Origin of the sequence: Actinomyces israelii (genome assembly GCF_030253495.1) — a bacterium.
Taxonomy (GTDB): domain Bacteria; phylum Actinomycetota; class Actinomycetes; order Actinomycetales; family Actinomycetaceae; genus Actinomyces; species Actinomyces israelii.
The window spans coordinates 1,036,085-1,060,578 of record NZ_CP124548.1; the positions used below are offsets into that span (position 1 = coordinate 1,036,085).

19 protein-coding genes are annotated in these 24,494 nt (G+C 75.0%); 11 read left to right on the top strand and 8 right to left on the bottom strand.

All coding sequences use genetic code 11. The features are described 5' to 3' along the window. The first annotated feature begins 305 nt into the window (after window positions 1-305). From AIF0345_RS04245 to AIF0345_RS04270, 6 genes are all read left to right on the top strand, one after another. Complete coding sequence (locus AIF0345_RS04245) at window positions 306-560, top strand: WhiB family transcriptional regulator (RefSeq protein WP_229118420.1); 255 nt, start codon at window positions 306-308, stop codon at window positions 558-560. After that, a complete protein-coding gene (locus AIF0345_RS04250) occupies window positions 557-4,492 on the top strand; it encodes a glycosyltransferase (RefSeq protein ID WP_285297318.1) in 3,936 nt (1,311 codons plus the stop codon). The genes AIF0345_RS04245 and AIF0345_RS04250 overlap by 4 nt, the downstream gene beginning before the upstream one ends. Then, window positions 4,489-6,060 (top strand): DUF5719 family protein, encoded by a 1,572-nt coding sequence (locus AIF0345_RS04255; protein WP_285297320.1) that lies wholly within the window; start codon window positions 4,489-4,491, stop codon window positions 6,058-6,060. The genes AIF0345_RS04250 and AIF0345_RS04255 overlap by 4 nt, the downstream gene beginning before the upstream one ends. Window positions 6,061-6,140: 80 nt before the next feature. Further along, window positions 6,141-6,584 carry a metallopeptidase family protein gene (locus AIF0345_RS04260; protein WP_449701835.1) on the top strand — a complete coding sequence of 148 codons (444 nt, stop codon included), beginning with the start codon at window positions 6,141-6,143 and terminating at the stop codon, window positions 6,582-6,584. Window positions 6,585-6,655: 71 nt separating this feature from the next. Beyond that, window positions 6,656-7,099 (top strand): DUF3499 domain-containing protein, encoded by a 444-nt coding sequence (locus AIF0345_RS04265; RefSeq protein ID WP_043561724.1) that lies wholly within the window; start codon window positions 6,656-6,658, stop codon window positions 7,097-7,099. 3 nt (window positions 7,100-7,102) lie between these two features. Next, entirely contained in the window at window positions 7,103-7,402 is a 300-nt protein-coding gene (locus AIF0345_RS04270; RefSeq protein ID WP_311136102.1) for a Trm112 family protein, read from the top strand. A gap of 70 nt (window positions 7,403-7,472) precedes the next feature. On the opposite strand, the gene AIF0345_RS04275 is transcribed toward AIF0345_RS04270, so the two are convergent. Next, a complete protein-coding gene (locus tag AIF0345_RS04275) occupies window positions 7,473-8,285 on the bottom strand; it encodes an RDD family protein (RefSeq protein ID WP_285297322.1) in 813 nt (270 codons plus the stop codon). A 14-nt stretch (window positions 8,286-8,299) separates the two neighbouring features. Here AIF0345_RS04275 and AIF0345_RS04280 point away from each other — a divergent pair, with 14 nt between their 5' ends. After that, window positions 8,300-9,295 (top strand): stage II sporulation protein M, encoded by a 996-nt coding sequence (locus AIF0345_RS04280; RefSeq protein WP_043561720.1) that lies wholly within the window; start codon window positions 8,300-8,302, stop codon window positions 9,293-9,295. Window positions 9,296-9,381: 86 nt separating this feature from the next. On the opposite strand, the gene AIF0345_RS04285 is transcribed toward AIF0345_RS04280, so the two are convergent. The 5 genes from AIF0345_RS04285 to AIF0345_RS04305 are packed head-to-tail and all read right to left on the bottom strand — an operon-like array spanning window position 9,382 to window position 14,908. Then, window positions 9,382-10,674: a DUF58 domain-containing protein gene (locus AIF0345_RS04285; protein ID WP_285297325.1), complete on the bottom strand. Its 1,293-nt coding sequence runs from the start codon at window positions 10,672-10,674 to the stop codon at window positions 9,382-9,384. A gap of 56 nt (window positions 10,675-10,730) precedes the next feature. Next, window positions 10,731-11,720 (bottom strand): AAA family ATPase, encoded by a 990-nt coding sequence (locus AIF0345_RS04290; RefSeq protein WP_156966640.1) that lies wholly within the window; start codon window positions 11,718-11,720, stop codon window positions 10,731-10,733. After that, entirely contained in the window at window positions 11,717-12,940 is a 1,224-nt protein-coding gene (locus AIF0345_RS04295; protein ID WP_285297328.1) for a DUF4350 domain-containing protein, read from the bottom strand. The genes AIF0345_RS04290 and AIF0345_RS04295 overlap by 4 nt, the downstream gene beginning before the upstream one ends. After that, the gene (locus AIF0345_RS04300; protein ID WP_273168317.1) at window positions 12,937-13,653 is read right to left on the bottom strand and encodes a DUF4129 domain-containing protein; all 717 of its coding nucleotides are present in this window, start codon (window positions 13,651-13,653) and stop codon (window positions 12,937-12,939) included. Before AIF0345_RS04300 ends, AIF0345_RS04295 begins: the two co-directional genes overlap by 4 nt. Before the next feature lie 22 nt (window positions 13,654-13,675). Continuing rightward, window positions 13,676-14,908 carry a glycerophosphoryl diester phosphodiesterase membrane domain-containing protein gene (locus AIF0345_RS04305; protein WP_285297331.1) on the bottom strand — a complete coding sequence of 411 codons (1,233 nt, stop codon included), beginning with the start codon at window positions 14,906-14,908 and terminating at the stop codon, window positions 13,676-13,678. A 242-nt stretch (window positions 14,909-15,150) separates the two neighbouring features. On the opposite strand from AIF0345_RS04305, the gene mtrA reads away from it, so the two are divergent. The 3 genes from mtrA (at window position 15,151) to AIF0345_RS04320 (ending at window position 19,530) form a co-directional block, all read left to right on the top strand. Continuing rightward, complete coding sequence (gene mtrA, locus AIF0345_RS04310; RefSeq protein WP_043561711.1) at window positions 15,151-15,834, top strand: MtrAB system response regulator MtrA; 684 nt, start codon at window positions 15,151-15,153, stop codon at window positions 15,832-15,834. A 100-nt stretch (window positions 15,835-15,934) separates the two neighbouring features. Then, window positions 15,935-17,782, top strand: a complete 1,848-nt coding sequence (gene mtrB, locus AIF0345_RS04315; protein WP_268917663.1) for an MtrAB system histidine kinase MtrB — start codon at window positions 15,935-15,937, stop codon at window positions 17,780-17,782. 14 nt (window positions 17,783-17,796) lie between these two features. After that, window positions 17,797-19,530, top strand: coding sequence for a GerMN domain-containing protein (locus AIF0345_RS04320; protein WP_285297334.1), 1,734 nt, complete (start codon window positions 17,797-17,799; stop codon window positions 19,528-19,530). Between the two features lie 124 nt (window positions 19,531-19,654). Here AIF0345_RS04320 and hpf read toward each other — a convergent pair whose 3' ends face one another. Together hpf and AIF0345_RS04330 are read right to left on the bottom strand one after the other, a co-directional pair. After that, window positions 19,655-20,302 carry a ribosome hibernation-promoting factor, HPF/YfiA family gene (gene hpf / locus AIF0345_RS04325; RefSeq protein ID WP_043561705.1) on the bottom strand — a complete coding sequence of 216 codons (648 nt, stop codon included), beginning with the start codon at window positions 20,300-20,302 and terminating at the stop codon, window positions 19,655-19,657. A 219-nt stretch (window positions 20,303-20,521) separates the two neighbouring features. Continuing rightward, window positions 20,522-21,385 (bottom strand): ComF family protein, encoded by an 864-nt coding sequence (locus tag AIF0345_RS04330; protein ID WP_285297336.1) that lies wholly within the window; start codon window positions 21,383-21,385, stop codon window positions 20,522-20,524. 184 nt (window positions 21,386-21,569) lie between these two features. Here AIF0345_RS04330 and secA point away from each other — a divergent pair, with 184 nt between their 5' ends. Next, window positions 21,570-24,467, top strand: a complete 2,898-nt coding sequence (gene secA / locus AIF0345_RS04335) for a preprotein translocase subunit SecA (RefSeq protein WP_043561702.1) — start codon at window positions 21,570-21,572, stop codon at window positions 24,465-24,467. Window positions 24,468-24,494 lie beyond the last annotated feature (27 nt).

Genomic DNA, 24,494 nt, shown 5'->3' on the forward strand with positions numbered 1-24,494 from the left:
GCCCGCCCACCGGGGCGCGTGCGCCGGGTCCCAATCCGGGGGGTGGCCGGAGGGGCGTGTAGAGGAACCCTCAAAATCCTGGCTCCGCGGCTCCTGTTATCGTTCCGTTACATGGACTTTTTGTTGGAATGACGCCGATGGTCACGATTGGGTGACATATCCCTCGCCGGCTTGACTCTCTTTGCTGACACCCGTGTAATTCATGGGTAGTTAATCTGCCCCTGACCTGAAGGGAAGCCAACGTGTGGAACATTCTCGGCGAGGGTCCGCTCGCGCGTACCGACGAAGCTGACGACCAGACCCTCCTGTTCCTCTTCGGCGGTGACGAGGTCGACGAGGGGCCGCTCGCATGGCAGGAGCGCGCCCTGTGCGCGCAGACTGACCCGGAGGCCTTCTTCCCCGAGAAGGGCGGCTCGACGCGTGAGGCCAAGCGCGTGTGCGCCACCTGCGAGGTTCGCGAGGAGTGCCTCGAGTACGCTCTGGCCAACGACGAGCGGTTCGGCATCTGGGGCGGCCTGTCCGAGCGGGAGCGTCGCAAGCTCAAGCGTCGCGCCGTATGAGCCCAGAGGGTCCCGGCGCCTGGTCCGCCGGCGGGACCGAGGCGCTCGCCGTCGTCGTCACCGCCGGGGTCACGCCCTACCTCCGCCGGACCCTGCGAGCCCTCGCCCGGCAGACCGTGGCGCCCAGGACCGCGATCGTCGTCGATGTCGCCTCGCGCCACAACGGCCTGGGCGACGGGACCCCGGTCGAGGAGGCCGTCGCCGCCTCCGGGATCGGCGCCTGCACGCGGGTGCGCGTCGTGCGCGCCCCCGACGCCAAGGGCTTCGGCGGCGCGGTGAGCCGCGGCCTGGCGCTGTACGACGAGCTCGCCGGGGCCGACCCGCACGCGCCCTCCCCGCGCCGTCGGCGCAGCGGGACGCGATCCGGGCGCTCACGCGGCAAGAACGCCGGGAAGCGCTCCGAGGACCGGGGCGACAGGGGCGAGCAGGGCTGGCTGTGGCTGCTCCACGACGACTCGGCGCCGGCCGCGGACTGCCTGGAGGCTCTTCTGACCGTGGTGGCGGAGGCGCGCTCCGCCGCGCTGGTCGGGCCCAAGCAGGTCGACTGGGATGATCCCGAGCAGCTCCTCGAGGTCGGGCTGCGCACGACCGCGTCGGCGCGCAGGGCCAACGACGTCGTGGCGGGCGAGATCGACCAGGGTCAGCACGACGACCGCTCCGACGTCCTGGCGGTCGGCACCGCCGGCGCCCTCATCGACCGCGCCGTGTGGGAGGAGCTGGGCGGCACCTCGCCCGAGTTCCCCGTCTTCAACGACGGGCTCGAGCTGTCGCGGGCGGTCCGGCTGGCCGGGCACCGCGTCGTCGTCGTCCCCCAGGCCGTCATCCGGCACCGGCGGGCCGCCTACCTGGGTCTGCGCCCCGCCCAGGGCGGGGCCGCCGGGCGCGCCGACGCGGACGGGCGGCCCGCGGTCCCCCAGCCGCACGCGGCCGATCCCGACCCGGACCGCTCCTTCCGCGCGCGCCGCACCGCCCAGCTCCTCGCCTGGGCGACCTTCTCGACCCGGCCCGTCGGCCTGCTGCTGACCTGGTTCCTCATCCTGGGGGCCGTTCGCGCCGCCGGGCGCCTGCTGACCAAGTCCCCGTCCCTGGCCCGCGCCGAGCTCGGGGCCGCTCTGGCCGTCTCCCGCCGCGGCCGGGGCATCAGGCGGGGCCGCAGACGCCTGGCCGCCCATGCCACCGTGCGCCGCTCAGTGCTGGCCCGGCTCTACGTCAACGCCGCCGACATCCGCTCGGTGCGCCGCGACCGGGTCCGTCAGGAGCGCGAGCGCATCGCGCGCGCCGAGGCCCCCAGCGAGCTGGAGCTGGGCGAGCTCGCGGCGCTGGCGCGGCGTCGCCGACTCGTGCTGGCCGGCGTGCTGGCGGTGGCCCTTCTCGCGACGGGGGTCGGCCTGGGCGCGGTGACGGCCGCCGGCGCCGTCACGGGTGGCGCCGGGGCGGGCCTGGCCGCCGGCGGGCGCGCCCTGTGGAGCGCCGCCTGGGCCACCTGGGCCGCCTCCGGCGACGGCTACCCCGCCGTCGTCAACCCGCTGCTGGCGCTGCTCGCGCTGCCCGTCGGCCTGGCGGGCCGCGTCGGGCTCGACGGCGACGGCCTGGTCCGCCTGCTGCTCCTGGCGGCCGTGCCGCTGGCCGCCCTGGGCGCCTGGTTCGCCGCGGGCACCGTGACCCGGCGCACGAGCCTGCGGGCCTGGGGCGCGCTGACCTGGGCGCTGGCCCCCGCCCTCCTGCTGGCCGTGGGGCAGGGGCGGCTGACGGCCGTGCTGGTCCACCTCGCCCTGCCCTGGGCGCTGCTGGCGCTGGCGCGGGCGGTCGGCGCCGACCGGCGCGACGCGGTGCTCTCGGGCATGGTCGACGCCCACCACGCCACCGCGCTGGAGAAGGCGGACCTCGACCGCTTCGCCTCGGAGCGCATCGAGGACCTCGCGGCCCTGGCCGACGACCCGGACGGCGACGGCGGCAGCGGTAGCGGGAACGGTCCCGGGGAGGACCCGGGCGCCGGCGCCGAGGAGTCCGCCGCGCCCGGCACGGACGAGCCGGGCGGGCGCGACGCGGCGGCCCCGCGCGAGCGGGCCGTCGCGCTGGCCCGGATCGTGGAGGAGAACGACGCCGAGCTCGGCGCCCCCGCCCCGGCGCGGCGCTCCGGCGACGCCGCCGACGGCGAGGAGGAGCCCCGAGGGGCCGCTGACGGCTCCCGCGATCCCGCTGAAGGCGCCGGCCCCGACGGCGGCTCCGAGGGCTCGGGCTCCGGCGGCGCGCCCGCCGGTGCGGCTCGCGCCGGGGCCGTCGAGCGCTACGGCCCCGGCTCGCCGACGGCCGCCGCCGTCGCCGGGCTCTTCCTGACGCTCGTCGTCGCCGCCGCCCCGGCGGCGGCGGCGGTCGTGGTCGGCTGCCTGGTGGTTCTCATGACCACGGTGCGCCGGGCGGCCCTGCGACTGGTCCTGACCCTCCTCCCGGTGGCCGTCACCGCGGCGCCCGCGTGGTGGCGCGCCGCGCGCCTGGCCTCGGCCGAGGGCCCCGCCGCCGGGCTGCGCTACCTGCTCACCGACACCGGCGGCCCCGTGGCCGCCCCGGCGCCCTCGGCCCTCGACACCCTCCTGGGGGTGCCCGTCGACCTGACCGCGCTCGTGCCCGGCCCCACCCTCGTGCTGGTCGTCAGGGGGATGCTGGCGATCCTGCCCCTGGTCGCGCTCGGCGGCCTGGCCGTCGCGGGCCGGCGCGGGCACCGCGCCCGGGCCGGCCTGCTGGGCGCCGTTGGAGGCATGGGCCTGGCGCTCGCGGCCGTGCGCGTGACCACGGGGATCGGCACCCTGCCCGACGGGACCGGCTCGGTCACCGTCACCGGCTGGGCGGGAACCGGCGTCACCCTGATGACGGCGGGACTGCTCGCGGCGGGCCTTGCCGGCGCCGACGCCGCCCGCGCGGGCCTCGTGCGCCGCGGCGCCGGGTGGCCCCACCTGGTGCTCGCCGCGGTCACCGTCGTCGGGCTCGTCGTCCCGCTGGCCGTGGGGGCCTGCTGGGCCTGGGCCGCCCGCACATCCACGGGCCGGGGCGCCGACGCCGTCGTCAGGGCCCTGCAGCCGGGCACCCAGCAGGTGCCCGTCATCGCCAGGGAGACCCAGCGCTCGGCCGGCGCGGGCCGCGTCCTGGCCCTGGCCTCGACCTCCGAGGGCCTGGTCGTGCGAACCTGGCGCGGGCCGGGCACCCAGCTGACCGACGTCGTGCCCGACGTCCTGGCCGCCCAGATGCGCAGCCGCCTGGAGGCTCCGGGCGGCGCGGACCCGGCGGCCGGTCTCGCCCCGGCCGAGGGGGCTCTGCGCATGGCGCCCGCCGATCCCGCCGACGCCGAGCTGGCCGACATCGTCGCCCGGGCCACCGCCGGGCAGGACGAGACCGTCGCCGACGACCTGGCCGCCCACGGCATCGCCGTCGTCCTGCTGGCCGACGCCCCCGGGGACGAGACCACCGCCCTGGCCCGCGCGGGCCTGGAGTCCACGCCGGGGCTCGACCAGCTCGCGCAGACCGCTGCCGGCAACTCCTGGCGCGTCGGGCCGACCGGCGCCGCCGAGTCCGCCCGCGCCACCCTGGTCGCGGCCGACGGCACGACCGCGATTCTGCCCACCCCCGCGGGCGCGCCCACCGAGGTGAGCGCGCACGTCCCCGAGTCCGCCGAGGGGCAGGCCCGCACCCTCGTCCTGGCCGAGCGCGCCGACGCGGGCTGGTACGCCGAGCTGGACGGCGAGCCGCTCGAGCCGACCGTCGTCCAGGGCGTCGCCGGGACCTGGCGGCAGGCCTTCTCGGTGCCGCCGGGAGGCGGAGAGCTGGTCGTGGCCCACCGGTCCACGGCGGGCGCCATCGCCACCCGTCTCATCTGGGCGGTCTGGGCCGTCACCGTTCTGGCCGCCCTGCCCCTGCGGCGCAAGGGGGCCATCGCATGACGGACAGGACAGGCAGGACACGCAAGGCGGGCGAGGCGGACGAGGCAGGGGCGGCCTCCCCCGCCCGCCGGCGCCCGCGCTGGCGCAGGGTGCTCGGGCGAGCCGTCGCCCTGGCCGCCTCCGCCGCCCTGGGCCTCGCCATGGCAGGTCTGACCTGGGCGGGCGGCCGCGTCCCGGCTGACCGGAGCGCGGTCGTGGCCGCCGCGCAGGTCCCCGCGCCCGCCGGAGAGGCCGTCTACGCCTGCCACGCCGCCCCCGGCAACACCCTGGGCGCCGTCTCCGTCGGCAGGACGACCGCCACGACGACTCTGACCAGCCTCGACACGGCAGCCTCCCTGACCTACAGGGGGGAGGCGCTGACCGGGCCCGCCACCACGCTCAACGAGGCCTCCGGAGGTGTGCTGAGCGTCAACCCGGACGGGACCAGGCCCACCGGAGCCGCGGGCGTGTCGACCACGCTGACCGCCGACGGCGACCTGCGCGGACTCACCGCGGCCCCCTGCACGCCCCCGAAGGCGATCTCCTGGATCGTGGGCGGGTCGACCGCGCTCGGCTCGTCCGCCGAGCTGCGCCTGACCAACCCCGGCACCACGACCGTGACGGCCACAGTCCGCCTCTACGGCTCAGTCGGGGAGATCGCGCCGCCCGCGGGCGGCCAGGTGGTCGTGCCCCCGGGCAGGACCATGGCGGTCATGCTGGAGGCGGCCGGCAACGATCCCCGCCTGGCGCTGAGCGTGGAGGCCGTCGGGGGGACCGTCGTCCCCGCGCTGGTCACCGAGTCCCTCGACGGCGAGACCGCTGCGGGCACCGAGGTGCTCACGGGCGGCGCGGCCCCCGACACCGAGCTGACCGTCCCCGGCGTCGTCCTGGTCGAGGCGGCCGAGCAGGGCGAGAAGGCCCCCGGCGCGGCCGCCGGGGCGCCGGAGTCCTCGGACGCCCCGGCGGTGCGCCTGGTCAACCCGGGCAGCGCGCCCGCGACCGCGGCGATCTCGGTGATCGGCCCGGACGGCACCCGGGTCCTCCAGGGGGCGGACTCGGTGACCGTGGACCCGGGTGCGGTCTTCGACGTGTCCCTCAGCGGCGTGCCGGCGGGAGCCTACGGCGTGCACGTCAGCTCCGACGCCCCGGTGGCCGCCGGGGTCCGGCTCGTGCGCAGCGCGGGGGAGTACCCCGCGCGCTCGGGCGCGCTGCTGCACGACGTCGCCTGGTCGCAGGCGGCGACGCCCGACGCCGGTGAGGCCGGCTCCATCGCGCTGCCCCGCGCCGAGGGCCTGACCCCCCAGCTGGTGCTGACGAACTCCGGGTCGAGCGCGACCACCGTGACCCTGGCCTCGGCCGACGGCTCCTGGAGCCAGGAGACTGAGGTGCCGGCCGGAACCACCGTGACACCGGAGGTGCCCGGCCGGGTCACGGCGCTGACCATCTCGGGTCCAGCGGCCCAGCAGGTCACGGCGGCCGCGGTGGTGACTGCGAAGGTCGGCGGGGACGCGGCCGGGACCCTCATCGCCTCCGTGCCGGCGGTGGCCGACTCCACGGCCCTGGCGGAGAGCGAGCTGCTACTGCGCTAGGCCCGCCGATCTCGGCACGGAGGCGAACCGATCTCGGCGAGGGACGGCGGCCCGGCCCGGCCGGTCGCTAGCCTGGGGCCATGCCCGTCTCGTTCCGCCGTGTCCCGGCCCTCGTACCCGCGTCCACCCGCCGGCGGGACCGTCACGGGCGCGGGCTGCGGGGCCCGCTCCTGCCCCCGCACCTGCCGGCGTGGCGCACGCGCGCCGAGCGCTTCGACGAGCTCGTCGTCTCCGCCGCCGAGGACCTGACCCGTCGCTGGCCGCAGGTCGGCTCCATCCAGTTCGCCGTGGAGGACGTGCCGCCCTCCGACCCAGCCCCCTGGGAGCACGGAGTCGTCCTGGGCAGGGGCTTCGCCGCCCGGCCGCGCGCCGACCTGCCCTCCCGCATCGTCATCTACCGCCGGCCCGTCGCCTCCCGCGCCCAGGGCGACGCCGAGCTCGCCGACCTCGTGCGCCGTGTCGTCGTCGAGCAGGTGGCGCTCATGCTGGGGCGCGGCCCCGAGGAGATCGACCCGGAGGCGTAGGGCCCGCCGGCGGGACACGATTGCGTGCGTCAGGTACCCGGCCGAGGGGCTGCGCGCGATAACCTGCGCGTGTGAGAAGAGTCCGACGCTGCCGCAGGTCCGGCTGCGAGAATCCCGCTGTCGCCACCCTGACGAGCGTCTACGCCGACTCCACCATCGTGCTGGGCCCACTGGCCACCGAGGCGCAGCCCGAGGCATACGACCTGTGCGCCAAGCACGTGGAGTCCTTCACCGCTCCGCGCGGCTGGCAGGTGATCCGCCTGGCCACCGACTTCGAGCCCGCCCCGCCGTCGGACGACGACCTCACCGCCCTGGCCGACGCCGTGCGCGAGGCCTCGCGCGCCCCGCGCCCCAGGCCCCAGCCGGCCGAGCGCGCCGGACGGCCGGGCGGCATCCTGCCCGATTCCCTGACGCGCGAGCCCGACACCCTGCCCGACCACCTGGTCGGCCTGGGCGACGGCGAGATCATGCGCCGCGGTCACCTCCGCGTCCTGCGCGGGGAGAAGGAGGACTGACACATGAGTGTCGTGCCTGACTCGCCCGCCCCCACCGGTATCGCGCCCTGGGTCCGCCAGATCCTGCGCTGCCCCGCCACCGGGGGCGGGCTCGTCGACGGCGTCGGCCCCGACGGCGCCGCGTGCCTGGAGTCCCCCGCAGGCGCCCTGAGCTACCCCGTGCACGACGGCGTGCCCATCCTCCTGGCCCATGAGGCGGCGCCTCTCCGGCGCCCCGCCCACCCGGCCGCAGGCCGGCGGCCGGGTGAGGGCGGCCGGCAGGCGCCCGCAGGGCTCCTTGAACCGACCTCGACGCGGAAGTGAACCGATCCGATCTCGACGAAGAGGGGCGGCGCCCGCTGGCCCGGCCCGAGCCCCCGTCGGAACCGATTGTCTATCCCTGGTCCATCCGCCTGTCGCGCAGCTCGAGCATGAACTCGCGGTCCCTGCGCTCGGCGAGCACCGCGGCCAGGAACCGCTCCGGGTGCGTGCCCACCGGTGCCGGCGGGAACACGTAGGGCTCGACGGCGGCCGCCAGCTGCGCCGCCAGGCGCGCTCGCGGCGCGGGCTGCATGGACGAGCCGCGCTGGAGGAAGGTCCGCCCGATCAGCGCGAGGTTGCCGGGCAGGGCGCGCAGATCCGCCTGCGCGGCCCACGCGGCCAGCTCCGGCGGCATGAGCACCGGGGGAGCGGACTGGGCCGCCGAGCGCTCGCGGACCGCATAGGTCCCGGCCAGCAGGTCCCCCAGCCGCTTGCCCCGGCGCGTCACCACGCACACCAGGGCGGCCACCACGCCATAGGTCAGCCAGATCTCGAGCACCGCCACCAGGACGCGCACGAGGCCGTGACGCAGCCGTATCGCGCCGCCGTCGTCGCGCACCACCCGTGTTCCGGTCACGAGCCTGCCCGCCGACCGCCCGCGGGAGAGGACCTCGACGGCCAGGGGCACCACCAGCATCCACAGCAGCAGGACGAGTGAGACCACGACGATCTGCACCGCCTCCGATGGGAGCGCAGTGGTGGGGATCGTGGACAGGGTGATCACGGTCATGAGCAGACCGCCGCTGTACAGGGTGTAGTCGATCAGGCCGGACAGGATGCGCAGCCCGGCCGAGGCGGCGCGCACCTCCAGGGCGACGGCCTCGCCGGTGATCACCACATCGGGCGTCATCATCCGCTCGGACGAGGCCACGGCCTCATTGGTCATGCCAGACTCCTTCCGTGGACATTGATGCGTACGCGGCCGCGCACCGCGACCAGTGGGACCGGTTGGACGAGCTCACGCGACGACGTCGGCTCAACGGCGCGGAGGCCGATGAGCTGGTGAGCCTCTACCGCGCCACCGCCGGGCACCTGTCGCGCATTCGCACCGGCGCCCCGGACCCAGAGCTCGTCGCCGAGGTCTCCGCCCGCGTGGCCGCCGCCCGCGGCCGGCTCACCGGCACCAGGGAGGCCCGTCTGAGCGACCTGAGCCGCTTCTGGGCCGAGTCGGCCCCGGCCGCGCTGTACAGGGTGCGCTGGTGGACGGTGGGCGTCATGGTCGCCGAGATCGCCATCGCCGTCGTCGTGGCCGTATGGACCCTGCGCAGCCCCGAGGCGATGAGCACCGTAGGCACGCCCCAGGAGCGGGACACCTACGCCCACTCCGCGTTCGAGTCCTACTACACCCGGTACGCCCCCAGCGAGTTCGCCGCCCAGGTGTGGACCAACAACGCGCGCATCGCCGCCGTCTGCGTGGCCGGCGGCATCACCGGGCTGCTGCCCGCCTACATGTTGCTCGCCAACGCCCTCAACCTCGGCCGGGCCGCCGCCGTCATGGCCGATCACGACGCGCTGGGCGTGTTCTTCGCACTCATCACGCCCCACGGCCTGCTGGAGCTGACCTGCATCTTCGTCGCCGGCGGCGCGGGGCTGCGCCTGTTCTGGACGCTGCTCGCCCCCGGCCCCAGGTCCCGCGTCGCCGCGCTGGCCGCCGAGGGCCGGGCCCTGATCACGGTGGCGGTGACGCTGACGGCGGCCCTCGCCGTCGCAGGCCTCATCGAGGCCTTCGTGACTCCGGCCCAGATCCCGTGGGCGGTCAAGCTTGTGGTGGGGGTCCTCGCCGTGGCCGTGCTGTGGGCCTACACCCTCGTGCTGGGGCGCCGGGCCGCGGCCGCCGGGCACACCGGCGACCTGGCCGAGGAGGAGGCGGGCGCCGCCCTGGCCGAGGCGGGCTGACCCTGCCCCGCCCGGGCGGAGGGGGAGCGGTCGGGCGGGCCGCGGGCGGGGCGGGCCGCAGGGCGGGCTCGGGGCATGCGCGCCCATCACAGGCGCCCCGCGGCCTTGAGGGCCAGGTAGGTGTCCGCCAGCGCCGGGGGGAGGGCGCCGGGCTCGGCCTCGACCACCTCGACCCCGCGGCGGCGCAGCCGGCCGCGCACCCGGTCCAGCTCGACGACGTCGCGCTCGGCGGCCGCCGCCGCGTAGACGGCCTCGCTGTTGGCGCGGTCGGCGCGCAGCGCGGCGAGCCCGGGATCGGTGGGGGAGGCGAGCACCACCGCATGGTCGTGCGCCACGCTGCCCAGGGCGCGTACCATCGGCGCCTCGCCGCCCGACCCGTCCAGGGCGGTGAGCACGACGACGAGCGCGCGCTGCGACAGGGCCTTGCGCACCGTGGAGGCCAGCAGCGTCCAGTCGGTCTCCACCAGCTCGGCGTCCAGCGGCGCCAGGGCGTCCGCCAGGGCGCTCATGAGCGCGGGTCCCGACCGGCCCTGCACCTGGGCGCGCACGGCGACGTCGAGGGCGACGACGTCGACCCGGTCCCCGGCCCGTGACGCGAGGGCCGCCATGAGCAGGCAGGCCTCGATGTGGGCGTCCAGCCGCGGCGCGTCGCCCAGGCGGGCCGCGGCCATGCGGCCGGTGTCGACCACGATGAGCACGCGCCGGTCGCGCTCGGGCCGCCAGGTGCGCACGACGACCTCGCCGCGTCGCGCCGTGGACCTCCAGTCGATGGAGCGCACGTCGTCGCCGACGACGTACTCCCTCAGGGAGTCGAACTCGGTGCCCGCCCCGCGGGTCATGACGGCGCTGCGGCCGTCCATCTCCCGCAGGCGCGCGAACCGGGAGGGCAGGTGCCGGCGCGAGGCGAACTCGGGCAGGACACGCAGCCGTGCCGGCGCCAGCAGCGAGGCCTGGCGGCCGGCCAGCCCCAGGGGGCCCACCAGTCGCACCGTCACCAGGTCGGCCTGACGGTCTCCGCGGCGCGTCGGCGTGAGCACCGTGCGGGTGCGGCGGCGCTCGCCCGCGGGGACCGACAGCGACGCCCGCTCACGGGTGGCCCCCGCCGAGGGGGGCCACGCGTCGCGCACCCGGGCGCTGACCCGCCGGCGCCCGGTGTTCGTCACGGTCAGGGTCGAGGTCGTCGAGCCCCCCAGGCGCACGGAGCGCTCGACGAGGCGCTGCGCGCGCAGGCTGCGCGGCGAGGGCGCCGCGATCACATCGACCACCACGAGGAGCGTTGCGCCCGCGGCGCACACGACCACGGTCAGCGGTCGGGGCACGGCGAGCACGAGCAGGCAGCAGGCGGTCAGCAGCCAGACGGTGCGCATGGTGAGGTACACGCTTCCTCCTCCCTCAGGTCATCCCGGCCGGTGGGCCGGGCGGCGGCTCAAGACGCTCAGCGGGGCACGGGGACGGTGCGCAGCACCCCGTTGATCACGGACTCGGTCGTCACGCCCTCCATCTCCGCCTCGGCGCGCAGCTGGATGCGGTGGCGCAGGGTGGGCAGGGCGAGCGCCTTGACGTCGTCGGGCGTCACGAAGCCGCGCCCCGACAGCCAGGCCCACGCCCGCGCGGTGGCCAGCAGCGCGGTGGCTCCGCGCGGCGAGACGCCCAGCGACACCGACGGCGACACGCGCGTGGCCCGCACCAGGTCCACGATGTAGCCCAGGACCTCCGCGGAGACCCCGACCGTGCGCACCTGGGTGCGCGCGACGGACAGGTCGCCGGGGCCGGCCACGGAGCGCATGCCCGCGCCCGCCAGGTTGCGCGGGTCGAAGCCGGAGGCGTGCCGCGCGAGCACCTCGACCTCCTGGGCGCGCTCGGGCAGGGGCAGGACGAGCTTGAGCAGGAAGCGGTCGAGCTGCGCCTCGGGCAGGGGGTAGGTGCCCTCGTACTCCACGGGGTTCTGCGTGGCGACGACCATGAAGGGGTCGGGCAGCGGGCGCGGCTGACCGTCGATGGAGACCTGACGCTCCTCCATGGCCTCCAGCAGGGCGGACTGCGTCTTGGGCGGCGTGCGGTTGATCTCGTCGGCCAGGAGCAGGTTGGTGAACACCGGTCCCTGCCGGAAGGAGAAGGCGGCGGAGCGGGCGTCGTAGACCAGGGAGCCCGTCACGTCGCCCGGCATGAGGTCGGGGGTGAACTGGATGCGCTTGGTGCCCACGTCCAGGGCCTGGGCCAGGGAGCGCACGAGCAGCGTCTTGGCCACGCCGGGCACGCCCTCGAGGAGGACGTGCCCCTCGGCGAGGAGGGCGATGACCAGGCCCGTGACCGCGGCGTCCTGGCCGACGATGGCCTTGGCGACCTCGGAGCGGATGGTCGTGAGCCGTCCGCGCGGATCGTCCTGGGCGGCGGGCGCCGGGTCTGAGGTGGTGGGGGTGCTCATCGTGGAAGGACCTCGCTCTCGAGTCGGTCGAGCTGGACGGCCAGGTCCGCCAGGGCCCGGTCGTTGGATGGGGCGGGACCGCACAGGATCTCGTGGACGAGCCCGGGCGGCCGGCCGGCGACCTCGGCCGCGGTGCGGGCGACGGCGGCGCGCTCGGTGCCGGGCGGGAGGCCGAGCCTGCGGGTCAGGCGCAGCGCGGTCGCGGCGCGCAGCGCCTCGCCGGCGCGGTCGCGCGCCCCCGCGCGCCGGTACAGGCGGCCGCGCCCCCGCGTCGTCTCGGTGGCGCGCACGACCACGGGCAGGTCCTCGATCACGAGCCGCCCGAAGCGCCGCCCCCTCACCACGGCCAGGGCGAGGACGATGACGGCGCCGTGCGCCATGAGCACCGGCATCCAGCGCGGCAGGGACGCGTCGTCCCACACCGTGGGGGCCTCCTGCTGGGAGGCGTCGAACCACACCATGCGCCGGTTGTGGCCCAGGGCGCGCACGGCCAGGGAGGCGTGCCCCTCCTCGGTCAGGTGCGAGTTGGTCGCGGTCGTGGCGTCGGCGATGATCCGCAGCGCGCCGCCGCCGCGGGTGGTGGTGGTCGCGTAGGCCGCGTGGACGGAGCCGTCCGGGTCGGGCTGCGCGAGGGGGAAGCAGGCGGTGGCCTCGGCGCCGGCGCCGACCTGCACGGAGCCGCGCGAACCGGCCACGGACGCCGCGGCGGTGGCGTCCTGGTCGGGGCACTGGGCCGTCAGGACGGTGTCGGCGGGGGCCGACTGGCCCGAGGTGGTCAGCTCGCTCGAGCGGGTCAGCCCGGACAGCTCCTGGTACAGGGCGCCGACCACGACGACGTCGGCCCCGGTGCGCGCCAGCGCGTCCCGCTCCGTCTCGGTCAGGGTCCCGGCGTTGAGCAGCGCCACGGTCGTGCCCGGCTGGGCCGCGCGGATGGCCGCCTGGGACGAGCGGACGGTCTCGGTCGACACGCCCTCGTGGTCCAGGAGCCGGGCGAGCGCCTGTGCCCCGTCGGGCCGGGGGTTGTCGATCGCGTAGGGGGTCTTGGAGTGCCGGGGCTGGGTCAGCGAGCTGATGATGGCGACCAGGAGCAGCGCCCCCACCGCCAGCATGAAGGGGCGCCACCGGCGGAGCCTGGCGGTCAGGGGCTCGCCGGCGACCTGGTCGTCCTCGGGTGGCGGGCCGACCGGTCGGGTCCCGCGGGAGGGGGCTGCGGCCGTCACTGCGGGCCCCCGATCGCCGGCGCCGGGGCCGGCGCGGGCCGGGGGGCCGGCCGGGTCCTGCGGACGGCCTCGGCGAGCTCGCGCATCCAGGCGTCCTGCTCCGGGGTGGAGACGACCTCGCCGTAGCGCACGGCGTCGAACAGCGCCCCGGCGCGGTGGAGGTCGTCGGCGAGGTCGACCACCACGGCGGCGGCGATGGTCGCCGCCTCGTGGGCGGTCATCCCCGGGTAGTCCTCGAGGGCGCCGCGCTCGTCGAGGGAGCGGATGATCGCCCGGAAGCGCTCGACGACGGCGGTGGCCCAGTCGCCCTGCCCGGCGGCGTCGTCCGCGGCCCTGGTCAGCGCGGTCGAGCTGCGGTCGTCGTCGAACAGCGCGCGCTCCGCACGGGCGCGGCGCACCCGGGTGATGCGGCTGAGCAGAGCCAGCAGGAGCGCCACCAGGGCGAGGACTACGACGACGACGATGAGGATGGACACCCAGCGCGGCGCCCCGGGCATGACGTTGCCGGGGTCGAGGTGCTCCACGATCCACCGCCACAGCCGCTCCCACAGGGTCTCCTGCGCGTGGTACTCCGGGCGCGCGAGCTCGCGCTCGGCGGCCTCACGGGCCTGGGAGGCGTCGGGCGTGGCGGGGACGTCGGCGCCCGGCGCGCAAGGAGCGCCCGCGCACGGGAGGGCGGGCAGAATCGGCGAAGCGGTGCGGGTGCGGGGCATGGTGCTGCGGGATCCGGTCGGGTCACACGCCGGCGGCCCGGCGCAGCTCGACGTCCAGGCCCTCCTTGCGCATGCGCAGGTCGATGTAGGTCAGCGCGACGACCGCCGAGGTGAAGGGCAGGACCGCCGCCTGGAGGAAGGAGGAGAGGAAGGACGACGCGGCCATGGCGGTGGCGTAAGGGCCCGGTCCTCCCACGGCCGTGAGCCCGCTGACCAGGCCCAGGGCGCCCGAGACGATCCCGACGAGGGTGCTGGTGATCAGCAGGGCGAGCAGCAGGATGCCGAGCACTCTCCAGAAGCTGCCCTTGGTCAGGTGCCACGACCGGCGCATGCCCTCCCACACCCCCACGTTCTCCAGGATGAGGGCGGCGCTGGAGAAGCTCAGGCGGATCGTGAGGTAGACGGCGACGATGATGAAGACGAGGGTCAGGATGAACAGGACCAGGACGCCGACCATGATGGCCGTCAGGTTCGAGTCCCCGTCGAGGGCGCTGATGATGGCGGCGACGATGGTCACGAACAGGCCCAGCGAGAACAGGACCGCCACGAGGCTGATCACGCCGATGACCATGGACTGGCCGATGAGCGGCCAGATGCGGGGGCGGACCCGCGCCCAGACCTCGCCCGGCGTGGCGATGCGCCCGAGCACGGAGCGGGAGACCGTCATGATGAGCAGGCCGGTCAGGATGGTGGAGACCAGCGACAGGAGCAGGGAGGGGCCCAGCTGCACCAGGCTCGTGACGCCGGTGATCCGGAAGGCCTCCAGGGCGAGCTCCGTGTCGTCGGCGGACGTCCCGGAGGTGGCCGGCAGCGCCGCCAGGGCGTCGAGCTGGGCGCGCGTGGCCAGGAACGTCACGGCCGCCGACAGCAGCCCGACGATGCTCATGACGATCAGGGCGGGCAGGAACATGGCGCGCGGGTTGGCGCGCAGCGCCTCGAACGCTCCGCTGATGATCTCGGTGACGCCCAGCGGCCGCAGGGGGACGATTCCCGGCTTGGGCGCGAGGACGAAGGGGCTCTGCATGAAGTCCGGGCCCGCCGCCCCGTAGGCGGCCGCCTGACGCGCGTACTGGCCGGCCCCGTACTGGCCCGCCCCGCCCTGCCCGCCGCCCGGCGGCGGTGTGCTCGGCGCCTGCCACGCCGGACCGCTGCCCGGGGCCTGCTCCGGGGCCTCGGGAGCCTGCTCCGGGGACCGGGGGTAGTCGGATGGCGGCTGCCACGGCTGGTTCGGGGGCCCGTCGGTCTCGCTGGTCATGGCCCCACTGTGGCACGCCGCGGTGACGTTCTCCTCCGACCCGAGGAGGAGATGGGCGGGCCCGGGGGGCGGCGCCGTTGTGGAAGACATAACGGGGGCGACACGACGGCATCACGAAGATGGCACGAAGGCGTCACGGAGGTGTTACAAAAGAGGTGTATGGGCCAGTACACGGACGACACGTGCCGAGCGGCGCGCCAACAATGCCTCGTCCGGCGCTTCCTCATGTCAAGATACGTCCTATGAGCACCCGCATCCTGGTCGTCGATGACGACACGGCCCTGTCAGAGATGATCGGCATCATGCTCACAGCCGAAGGCTATGAGCCTTCGTACTGCGCAGACGGGGCCGCCACTATCGACGTTTTCCACAAATCCGATCCCGACCTTGTCCTCCTCGACCTCATGCTTCCCGGCCTCGACGGCGTGGAGATCTGCCGACACATCCGCGAGGAGTCGGATGTCCCCGTCATCATGCTCACCGCGCGCACCGACACCCAGGACGTCGTCGCGGGGCTGGAGGCCGGGGCCGACGACTACGTCACCAAGCCGTTCAAGTCCAAGGAGCTTCTGGCCCGCGTGCGCACCCGGCTGCGCCGCACCTCCGACAATGTCAACGCCGAGCACGTGCGCGCAGGCGACCTCGACATCGACGTCGCCGGGCACCAGGTCCGCCGCGGCGAGATCGAGATCGGCCTGACTCCCCTCGAGTTCGACCTGCTGGTCACACTGGCCCGCGCCCCCTGGAAGGTCTTCACCCGCGAGGAGCTCCTCGAGCAGGTGTGGGGCTACCAGCACGCGGCCGACACCCGGCTCGTCAACGTGCACGTCCAGCGGCTGCGCGCCAAGATCGAGCACGATCCCGAGCACCCGGCGATCGTGGTGACCGTCCGCGGCGTGGGCTACCGCGCCGGCGACAGCGCCTGACCCGGTCGCCGGCGCCCGGATCGTGACCTTCGCCCACCGGCCCGCTCGTGCGAGCTCTTCCGAGGCGCCCCGCAGGGCGCCCGGGGGCGCGCCGACGCCGGTGAGCAGCCCCGGCCTGCGCCGACGCGACGGCTTCATGCCGTCGCTGTCGGCCATCCGGCGCAGCCTGGCCACCCGGATGGCGATGTTCGCCATGGTCGGCGGCATCGTCCTGATCGTCATCCTCCTGGTGGTCGTCACGGCCCGGATCCGCGACGACATCTTCGCCGACCGGCGCGACGTCATCCTCACCGACGCCCGCCTGCGGGTCGCCACCGTCCAGGCGGCCTTCGACACCTCCGGCGCGACGACGGCGGACCAGGTGGCCGCCGTCGCCCAGACGCAGATCTCCTCCGTCGGCCAGTCCTTCGCCGGGGCCGGCGGCGTCGGCGTCGTCCTGAAGCGGAGCGGCACCGAGACCACGGCCAACGTCATCAACGACCTGACCACCGACGTCAAGCTCATGCCGCTGGTCTCCGAGGACCTGACCACCGCCATCGCCGAGAGCACCGGCGAGCACCGGCAGTACTGGAAGTCGATCAGCGTGGACTCCGGCAGCGGCTCCAGCCCGGGCCTCATCGTCGGGCAGCGGGTCTCCCTGCCGCTGGCCGGCGACTACGACCTCTTCCTGGTCTACACCCTGGCTCCGGAGCAGAACGTCATCGACCTGGCCTCCCGGGCCGTGGTCATCGCCGGCTCGGGCTTCCTCCTCATGCTCATCCTGGGGGTCTGGGGTCTGACCTGGCGCGTCCTGATCCCCATCCGGCGCACGTCCCTGGCCTCCCAGCGCCTGGCCGGCGGCCGCCTGAGCGAGCGCCTGCCCGTCCACGGAGAGGACGAGATCGCCACGCTGTCGCGGTCCTTCAACGAGATGGCGGCCTCCCTGGAGGCGCAGATCGAGGCCTGGGAGAAGCTGTCCAAGATCGAGAGGCTGTTCGTCTCCGACGTCTCGCACGAGCTGCGCACCCCCCTGGCCTCGATCCGCCTGGCCAGTGAGCAGATCTGGGAGGCCCGCGACGAGATCGAGGATCCCTTCGCGGCGCGCAGCCTGGAGATCCTCATGCGCGAGATCGACCGCTTCGAGTCCATGCTCACCGACCTGCTGGAGATCTCGCGCATCGACTCCGGGCGCGTGCAGCTGCGCGCCGAGGACGCCGACATGGTCGCCCTGACCCTGGGCGTGCTGGACCTGGTGTCCGTGCACGTCGAGGCCAAGGGCTCCCAGGTCGAGCTCGACGCCCCGTCGACGCCGGTGGTCGCCGAGGTCGACTCCACCCGTGTGGAGCGCATCCTGCGCAACCTCATTGTCAACGCCATCGAGCACGCGGACGGCTCCCGCATCGACATCACCATCGCCGGGTCGCACGACGCGGTGGCCGTGCGGGTGCGCGACCACGGCATCGGCATGAGCCCCGACGTCGTCAGGCAGGTCTTCGACCGGTTCTACCGGGCGGACCCCTCCCGCACGCGGACCCTGGGCGGGACGGGGCTGGGCCTGTCGATCGCCCTGGAGGACGCCGCCCTGCACGGCGGCACGATCGTCGCCTGGGGGTGGCCCCAGGAGGGCGCGTCCTTCCTGCTGACCCTGCCGCGCCACCTGGGGCCGGACGCCGGGCCCGGCACCTTCACCCCGCCCGGGCCCCTCGACGTCGTCCCCGACGACGCCCCCGCCGTCGCCCGAGTGGCCCCGCGCTACGAGCCGGAGCCCAAGGCCGCGACGGCCCCGGCGCCCGTGGTCGTGCCCGCCCCCGCCTCCCGTCGCGCCGCCGACCGGGCCCAGGAGGGCGGCCCGCCGGTCGTGGTCGAGGCGCAGGTGGTGCCGCCGCTCGCCGCAGACGCCGACGTCGAGCCCGGGGCGCGCACGCCGGAGGACGTCGCCGGCAGGCGGACGGATCCGGGCGGGCCGTGATGGGACGGGGACTGATGGGACGGGGACAGAGAGCGCGCGCGTCGCGGCGCGCCGTGCTCGCGGCACTGACGTCGGGGGGCGGCCTGGCCGCGCTGGCCGCCTGCGCCGACCTGCCCACCTCGGGCCAGGTCACCTCCTCCGACGCGGTCTCGGCCCGCAGCGGGCAGCTCGTGCAGACGGCCGCCCGGCCGCGGGACGGCGCCGGGCCGGAGGAGGTCGTCTCCGGGTTCCTGCGGGCCTGCATCGCCGGGTTCTCCGACGACTTCGCCACCGCCCGCATCTTCCTGCACCGGGTCGCCTCCGAGGCCTGGGACCCCTCGGCCATCGTCCGCGCTTACACCGGAACCACGGCGCCTGTGGTGGGGCGCGATGAGTCGGGGGCCGTGAGGGTCGCGGTCGAGCTCGTCGGCTCGATCGACACGGACGGGGTCCTGGCCGCCGGCCCGTCGGCCGGGGGCACGAGCGGCTACACGGCCTCCTACTCGCTGGCCACCGACGGGCTGGGCCAGTGGCGGATCGTCGATCTGCCCTCCGGTGTGCTGCTCCCGGCAGGGAGCCTGTCAACCAACTTCGTCGCCACGAGCCTGTACTTCCTGGCCCCCGACCGGAAGCGCTTCGTCCCCGAGCTGCGGTGGCTGCCGCGGCGGGACCTGGCCGCCGCCGCCGTCGAGGCGCTGCTGGACGGACCTGGGGACTGGCTCGCCACGGGGACGTTCTCGGCGTTGTCCGACGGCATGATGCCGGCGGACGGCGGCGTCGTGCTCGAGGACGAGACCGTGACCGTGACTCTCGATGCGGCCGCAGCCGGCCTGGGGGAGCAGGACCGCTCCCTGGCGGTGGCGCAGCTGAGTGCGACGCTGAGCCGCATCGAAGGCGTCTCGTCGGTCGTCGTCATGGCCGGGGACGAGCCGATGGGCGAGCCGGCCTCGATCCAGGAGCCGGATGCCGACGGCGGCGCGGTCGTCGGCCTGAGTGCCGGCGCCGTCGTCCAGGGCACCAGCTCGACCCGCAAGACCCTCGCCACCGTCCAGGCCCTGGGCACCGCCCAGGCCCGCTACCCGGCCCTCGGCCCGGACGGGACGGTCTACGCCCTCAGCGCCTCGAGCCTGCTGCGGCTGCGGCCGGGAGAGAGCGCCGCCAGCGTCATCGCCTCGGTGGGGGAGGCCGATGCGGGTGCGGGCGGCCTGCTGCCTCCGGTGGCGGACCGCTACGGCTGGGTGTGGACGGCCGCCGACGGCGCGCTGACCTCGGTGGGGAGCCTGGGGCAGCGCGCCCAGCTGGGCGCGCACTGGCTCGAGGGGCGCGAGGTGACGGCGATGGACCTGTCGGCCGAGTCCGCCAGACTCGTGCTGCGCCACCGCAGCAGGGGCGACGGGGGCGACGAGCGCGTGAGCGTGGCGGTTGTCGTGCGCGCAGACGACGGGGCGCCCACCGGGCTCGGCGAGCCGCTGCCGCTGCCGCTGGCCGCGGGCTCGGGCGTCACCGGGCTGGCGTGGTGCGATCCGGTCAATGTGGCGGTGCTGGCGCCCGGTGAGGCCGGTCAGGGGACTCTCGACATCCGCTACGTGCAGGTCGGGGGGATGAAGACGAGCGTGGCCGGCACCCAGGGCGCCAAGGCGCTCGTCGCCGACCGCGTCACCGGCGCGGCGCTGCTGACGGATGAGCGCGGCCAGGTCTGGCAGCGCAAGGGCGCCACCTGGCGGGTGCTGACCACGGAGGTCTCGGACCTGTCCTACCCGCTGCCCTGAGCCGCGCCCGGTCGAGGTGCGGCCTCAGACCAGTCGACGCGGTGGGGGAGCGGAAGACGGGGCCGGCCCGTGAGCCGGTCCCGGTCGCGTCATGACTGGCGGGCGGGGACGACAGGGCCCCCGGCTACAGGACCTGGGCGTCCAGGCGGATGACCCCGTAGGTCCACCCGTGGCGGTGGTAGACCGCGCACGGCTGCTTGGACGACTTCTCGATGAAGAGGTAGAAGGGGTGCCCGACGAGCTCCATCTGGTAGAGCGCCTCGTCGACCGTCATCGGCACGGCCTGGTGCAGCTTCTGACGGACGATGATGGGGGAGTCCCCCAGCTGCGACTCGACGGCGACCCCCGGCTCGGTCGGGGCCTGGGGCGAGTCCTCGATCGGCGCGTCCCCGGTGTCGGGGACGACGACGGCCTCCTCCGCGGCGGCGGGGGCCTCCTGGTCCTTGGCGGCCTCGACCACGTAGCGGCGGTGGTTCTTCTTGCGGTCGCGCGCGCGGCGCAGACGCTCGGTCAGCTTGCCCATGGCGATGTCGAAGGCGGCGAAGCGGTCGGAGGAGCTGGCCTCGGCCCGGATGATCGGGCCCTTCGAGATCACGGTGATCTCGGCGCGCTCGGCGGTGTCGGCCTGGCGCGGATTGCGCTCGTGGGTGACCTCGACCTCGACACGCTGGACGCGCGGGTCGAGCTGCTCGACCTTGGCGGCCTTCTCCTCGACGTAGTCCCGCAGGCGAGAACTGATCTCAGCGTTGCGGCCGACGACGGTGATGTCCATGGTGAACCTTTCTGGGTCCTGGTGATCCTGCGGGGGATCGGGCTGGGGGAGCACCCGTCGCACCGTGCGGCGGGTTCTGGATGGTCGCTCACCACCTCCCCGAGTGCCTGTCCGCCGTCCGGGCGGAGTGCCGTGCAGCCACCTGCCTGCGGCTCGCGCGTCCGTGCGCTGTGATACATAAACTACACCATAATGGCGCCTCTCAGTGGGGCTTTGATGTCACCGACAGGGATCGATCCCGGGCCGATCGTCCGGCGCCGCTACCGGTCCGCCCGGCACGACCGGGTTCGCCCTGCGCGATGGCGGCGGGGCGGCCGCCACGGCGAGCGCGCCGACGACGCGGGCCCCCTCCGCGTGCAGCGCGCGGGTGCACGCCCCCAGGGTCGCGCCGGTGGTGACGACGTCGTCGACCAGCAGGACCGCCAGCCCCGCCACCGGCGCCAGGACCCGCGGCGGGCTCGCGCGGTTGGCCCGCCGCTGCCGCGCCGAGCGGCCGGCTTGGCGCGCGCCGCCGGCGAGCCGGCGGCGCAGCAGGTCCGTGCTGAGGACGCTCAGGGCCCGGCGGCCTCTTCGCGTCGGGTCGGCCTGCGGCCACCCGGCGGCCACGCCCTGGGCGACGGCGTCGGCGAGCGCGGCGGCCACCAGGCGGCCCCGGGCGCGGCGGACCCAGCCGGAGGGGGCCGGGACGACGAGCAGCGGGCCGGCGCCGACGACGGCGCGCGCCTCGTCGTCCAGGGAGCGCGCCCACAGCCGGCCGGCGCGCCTGCCCGTCTCGGCCATGAAGGACGCCAGGTCCTCGCGGGCGCCGTTCTTCCAGCCCAGCACCATGTGGCGCACCGGTCCGGCATAGACGGCCACGGCCCGCACGTCCAGCGCGCCGGCGGCGTCGGCGCGCTCGACGGCGGCGGGCTCCCCGGCCAGCAGGTCCCGGCAGTCCGGGCACAGCGCGGTGTCCCAGCGCCCGCAGCCGGCGCAGGAGACCGGCAGCACGAGGCGAGCCGCCTCGCGCAGGCGCTCCAGGCGGCGGGAGGCGGCCGGCGTCGGGGCCGCGCGGGGCGCGCCGCCGGGCGGGGACGGGGCCATGCCCCACGGTCTCACGACCGTGGGGCGCAATGAGGCAGATCATGCGGCAGCGTGATGGCCGCCCACGGGGCGTCCACTACGATGGGAGACGTCTGTGCCCGGTGACCGGGCGTTGAGGGCGCCCGTGCCCGGGGACTCAGCCGTGCGCAGCGCGCACCCCACCACCAACAAGGGAGAAGCCAGCGTGTCGATCGTCGACCGGATCCTTCGCATCGGTGAGGGCCGTACCCTCAAGAAGCTCGGCGCCATCGCCGACCAGGTCGAGGCGCTCGCCGACACCTATGCGGACTTCACCGACGATGACCTCAAGGAGGTCACCGCGGACCTCAAGGAGCGCTACATCGACGGGGAGACCCTGGACTCGCTGCTGCCCGAAGCCTTCGCCACGGTGGTCGAGGCCGCCGACCGGGTCCTGGGGATGCGGCCCTTCCACGTCCAGATCATGGGCGGGGCGGCCCTCCACCTGGGCAACATCGCCGAGATGAAGACCGGTGAGGGCAAGACGCTGGTGGCCACCATGCCCTCCTACCTGCGGGCGCTGACCGGCAAGGGCGTGCACGTGGTGACCGTCAACGACTACCTGGCCGAGTACCAGTCCGACCTCATGGGCCGCGTCCACCGCTTCCTGGGGCTGACCACCGGCTGCATCCTGACCGGCCAGACCCCCGCCGAGCGCCGCAAGCAGTACGCGATGGACATCACCTACGGCACGAACAACGAGTTCGGCTTCGACTACCTGCGCGACAACATGGCCCAGCGCCCCGAGGACCTGGTGCAGAGGGGCCACGCCTTCGTCATCGTCGACGAGGTCGACTCCATCCTCATCGACGAGGCCCGCACCCCGCTGATCATCTCCGGCCCCGCCACCGGGGATGTCAACAAGTGGTACAAGGAGTTCGCCAAGATGGCCGGGCGCCTGCGCGCGGGCAAGGACTACGAGGTCGATGAGAAGAAGCGCACCGTGGGCGTGCTGGCGCCCGGCATCGAGCGCGTCGAGGACTACCTGGGCATCGACAACCTGTACGAGTCGGAGAACACGCCGCTGATCGGCTTCCTCAACAACGCGATCAAGGCCAAGGAGCTCTTCCACCTCGACAAGGACTACATCGTGCGCGACGGCGAGGTCCTCATCGTCGACGAGCACACCGGCCGCGTCCTGCCGGGCCGCCGCTACAACGAGGGCATGCACCAGGCCATCGAGGCCAAGGAGCGCGTGGAGATCAAGGCCGAGAACCAGACCCTGGCCACCATCACCCTCCAGAACTACTTCCGCCTCTACCCCGAGGGCTCGCGCTCGGGCATGACCGGCACCGCCGAGACCGAGGCCGCCGAGTTCAACGGGACCTACAAGATCGGCGTCGTCCCGATCCCCACCAACAAGAAGATGATCCGCACCGACCAGCCCGACCTGGTCTACACCACCGAGGCGGCCAAGCTGACCGCCGTCGTCGATGACATCGTCGAGCGCCACGAGGCGGGCCAGCCGGTCCTGGTGGGCACCACGAGCGTGGAGAAGTCCGAGCGGCTCTCCAAGATGCTCAGCGAGCGGGGGGTCCCCCACGAGGTCCTCAACGCCAAGCAGCACGCGCGCGAGGCCGCCATCGTCGCCATGGCGGGGCGCAAGGGCGCCGTCACCGTGGCCACCAACATGGCCGGCCGCGGCACCGACATTATGCTGGGCGGCAACGCCGAGCACATCGCCGTCGCCGGGCTGAAGGAGGCGGGCCTGGACCCGGAGGAGAACGCCGAGGAGTACGACAGGGCCTGGCCCGCCGCGCTCAAGGCCGCCCAGGACGCCTGCAGGGCGGAGCACGACGAGGTCGTCTCCCTCGGCGGCCTGTACGTGCTGGGCACCGAGCGCCACGAGTCGCGCCGCATCGACAACCAGCTGCGCGGACGCTCCGGGCGCCAGGGCGACCCGGGCGAGTCCCGCTTCTACCTGTCCATGGAGGACGACCTCATGCGCATGTTCGCCTCCAACGCCGCCCAGCGGATCATGGCCTCGGGCGCCTACCCCGACGACGTGCCCCTGGAGTCCAAGGTGGTCACGCGCGCCATCGCCAGCGCCCAGCGGCAGGTCGAGTCGCGCAACTACGAGATCCGCAAGAACGTCCTGAAGTACGACGACGTCATGACCGAGCAGCGCGAGAAGGTCTACGACGAGCGGCACCGCGTGCTCGAGGGCGAGGACCTCGAGCCGCAGGTCGCGGCCTTCCGCTCCCAGGCCGTCGAGACGATCGTCGCCAGCCGCACCTCCGAGGGCCGCGCCGACGAGTGGGACCTGGACGCCCTGTGGGACGACCTGGCCCACCTCTACCCGGTGGGGCTCACCCGCGACGAGCTCGTCGACGCCGTGGGCGGGCTGGACCTGCTGACCTCCGAGCGGCTGTCGGCCGAGCTGTCCGAGGACGTGGCGGTGGCCTATGAGGACGCCGAGAAGCGCATGGACGACAACGCGCTCGCCCACGCCCAGCTCGGCGCCGAGCCCATGCGCACCCTGGAGCGCCGCGTGCTGCTCGCGGTGGTGGACAAGCGCTGGCGCGAGCACCTCTACGAGATGGACTACCTCAAGGAGGGCATCGGCCTGCGAGCCATGGCTCAGCGCGACCCGCTGGTGGAGTACGCCAACGAGGGGGCCCACATGTTCAAGGCGATGATGGAGGGCATCCGGGAGGAGACCGTCGAGCAGATCTTCGCCAATGTCGGCCGCTTCGACGCCGCCGCCGCGCGCGCGGCCGAGGACGGCACGGCCGAGGCGGCCGCCGCCGTCGCCGCCGCCGACGGCACCGCCGCGGCCCGGCTCAAGCTCGGGTCGGGGGCCAGGACCGGCAGCGTGCTGGGCTCGACCGGCAGGGAGGCCATGAGCAGGCGGATGACCTACTCGGCCCCCGCCGAGGACGGCACAGGGGCGGCCACCTCGACGACGCCGGGCCCGCGGCCGAGCGGGACGGGCGGCGCAGGGGCGTCGGGGTCGGCGGGCCCGCGGTCGGCAGAGCGGGCGGGGGCGCCCTCCGGCGGGGCCCCGCGCGCCGCCAACCGGGCCCAGCGGCGGCGCGCCGCCAAGAGGAAGCGGCGGCGCTGAGGCCGGGCGCGACGACGGCTCGGACGC